Annotated in this window: 2 protein-coding genes; one reads left to right on the top strand and one right to left on the bottom strand. The window is 37.2% G+C overall.

The features are described 5' to 3' along the window. The first annotated feature begins 512 nt into the window (after positions 1 to 512). Positions 513 to 758, top strand: a complete 246-nt coding sequence (locus tag FC65_RS10450) for a GlsB/YeaQ/YmgE family stress response membrane protein (protein WP_010499332.1) — start codon at positions 513 to 515, stop codon at positions 756 to 758. Positions 759 to 848: 90 nt separating this feature from the next. Here FC65_RS10450 and FC65_RS10455 read toward each other — a convergent pair. Beyond that, on the bottom strand, positions 849 to 1,799 hold a 951-nt coding region (locus FC65_RS10455; protein WP_056972667.1), incomplete at its 5' end, for a PTS transporter subunit EIIC.

The raw sequence follows: 1,799 nt of genomic DNA on the forward strand, positions 1-1,799 counted from the left end.
CAACTGTACAACCAGTTTGAGCAAGGATCTCTTTCTTATCTTTTCCTTCACTCAATAATTTTTTGGCTTGGGGGATTTGTTTGCCGAATATTTTAGTTAAATTTGTAACTTTAACTTTTTCTGTCATTCTTTTTTACTCCTCCCTTTTTTATAAACGATACCAAACTATTATTTCAAATAAATACCCAATAAGTCAAATAATCTAATTCAAAACTAACTAAAAATAATTATCATACCAGTGGTTTTTCGTTATTATTCTCCCCGTTAATTTGATAGCTCAAAAATCACAATGACTAATATTATAGTAACTGTAACCGGTTATTACTCTCAAAAAATTGTCTCAAAAAATATGCCCTAAATTTCTATATTAAATTTTTTGAATTTATGGAGTTTACAAAACATTCGGTAAAAATTGGCCCTCAGGCGATTCAAATTTTTTACCTTAGTTACAAAAATAGGTATACTTATGACACATACTATTATTGATTACCGTTTAAAGGGAGGATATTACTATGCATTGGATATGGGTCTTGCTCGTTGGAGCCGTGATCGGTGCCATCGCTGGAGGCATTACTAGCCAAGGAAAATCAATGGGCTGTGCAGCCAACATTATCGCCGGTTTGGTTGGTTCTTCTCTGGGCCAAGCACTTCTTGGCGATTGGGGGCCTCAAGTCGCTGGAATGGCAATTATTCCATCGATCATCGGTGCCGTGATCATCGTTTGGATAGTTGCTTTTATTATTTCTAAAAGTAACTAAAATTAGTTAATGATATATATAAAAACTTCGCTCTACCATTTTGTGGTAGTAGCGAAGTTTCTTCTTTTACTGATTTAAAAAACTCTCATATTATTTTTCTGCAGCTAGGTTTGCTTGTTCCTGAGCTAACAGTTTTCTATCATAGATCCGTGCAAATGGATAGTAAACTAAGCCAGCAACAATTACGTTAACGAATGCTAAGATAACTGATCTCCAGTCACCACCAGTACCAAGGAAAGCACCAATACCAACAGGTGATGGCCATGGCATCTGTGCAATAATCTGGCTTGTAAGCCCAAGCTTAATGGACCAATATGTTAATGATGAAGTAACCACTGGGGCCAACATAAATGGGATCGACAGGTACGGGTTATACACAACTGGGGCACCAAAGATGATCGGTTCGTTAATGTTAAAGAACGCTGGTGCAATTGCAGCACGTCCTAAAGTCTTCAACTGAGCTGATTTAGCCATGAATGTCATAAAGAATACTAAACCTAAAGTAGCCCCGGAACCTCCAATAATAACAAACATATTATTAAATTCACCAGCAAAGATCATGTGTGCACCATGGGCGTTCAACGTCAAGTTGTTCAAAGTAATAGGTGTAATGAAAGCACCGATAATATTGGCACCGTGAATACCCAAGACCCACAACAATGAGATCAATAATTCGATGACAACGATCCCGAGCCAACTATTAGTCAAGTTCGTAACGAAACTAAATGGCATAGCGATCACATTGTAAATATCAGTATTAAATGCAATCAAGATCCCATCGATCAGCAAAACGACAAAAGAAATAACAAATGTTGGAATCAGGGCTGTAAAGGAATTAGAAACACCTGAAGGTACTTGTTCCGGCATTCTGATGACCCAATTTTTCTGAACAATAATTTGATAGATCTTAACCGCAAGCAAGGCCATGATAATACCAGTAAAGATACCACCAGTTCCCAACCGGTCTAAACCACCAGCACCAGATCTCCAGCCATTAATAACTGTTTCTGTTTTATTAGGGTCCGTCTGAAAACTACTTAA

It is taken from the genome of Ligilactobacillus acidipiscis DSM 15836 (assembly GCF_001435755.1).
Lineage (GTDB): Bacteria > Bacillota > Bacilli > Lactobacillales > Lactobacillaceae > Ligilactobacillus > Ligilactobacillus acidipiscis.